The 652-nt window shown below is 51.8% G+C and carries 5 tRNA genes and 1 rRNA gene; all 6 read right to left on the bottom strand.

Annotated features, from left to right (window positions below):
- Window positions 1-49 precede the first annotated feature (49 nt).
- A tRNA-Gly gene (locus CW370_RS21055) sits at window positions 50-124 on the bottom strand.
- A gap of 40 nt (window positions 125-164) precedes the next feature.
- Window positions 165-247: transfer RNA gene (locus tag CW370_RS21050), tRNA-Leu, on the bottom strand.
- Window positions 248-253: 6 nt separating this feature from the next.
- Window positions 254-329: transfer RNA gene (locus CW370_RS21045), tRNA-Lys, on the bottom strand.
- A gap of 36 nt (window positions 330-365) precedes the next feature.
- Window positions 366-441: transfer RNA gene (locus tag CW370_RS21040), tRNA-Thr, on the bottom strand.
- Between the two features lie 4 nt (window positions 442-445).
- A tRNA-Val gene (locus CW370_RS21035) sits at window positions 446-521 on the bottom strand.
- Window positions 522-543: 22 nt separating this feature from the next.
- Window positions 544-652: ribosomal RNA gene (gene rrf, locus CW370_RS21030) — 5S ribosomal RNA — on the bottom strand; the annotation flags it as partial.

Below are 652 nucleotides of genomic sequence, written 5' to 3'. Positions count from 1 at the left end.
AAGTCCTGTGTGTCTGCCAATTCCACCACCCCGGCGTGGATGGTATAGTTGGAGCGGAAGACGGGATTCGAACCCGCGACCCCCACCTTGGCAAGGTGGTGTTCTACCACTGAACTACTTCCGCAGACAGGATGTCCAGTTTTTCTAACTGTTATCCTATATAATGCGGGTGAAGGGACTTGAACCCCCACGTCATAAAGACACTAGATCCTAAGTCTAGCGCGTCTGCCAATTCCGCCACACCCGCGTAAAATGGTGAGCCATGAAGGACTCGAACCTTCGACCCTCTGATTAAAAGTCAGATGCTCTACCAACTGAGCTAATGGCTCTTCTACAAGAGACTTGAGTATTATATCACATAAAAGTGGTGCCGGCAAGAGGACTTGAACCCCCAACCTACTGATTACAAGTCAGTTGCTCTACCAATTGAGCTACACCGGCATAATGGTGGAGGATGACGGGCTCGAACCGCCGACCCTCTGCTTGTAAGGCAGATGCTCTCCCAGCTGAGCTAATCCTCCATAATTGCACTAACGTGCAATTGCTTGGCGGCGTCCTACTCTCACAGGGGGAAACCCCCGACTACCATCGGCGCTGAAGAGCTTAACTTCCGTGTTCGGTATGGGAACGGGTGTGACCTCTTCGCTATCGC

Origin of the sequence: Bacillus sp. SN32 (genome assembly GCF_002837495.1) — a bacterium.
GTDB classification, from domain to species: Bacteria; Bacillota; Bacilli; order Bacillales; family Bacillaceae; genus Bacillus; species Bacillus subtilis.
Note: the sequence above shows the minus strand (reverse complement) of the source record. Positions and strands in the feature narration are given on the sequence as shown.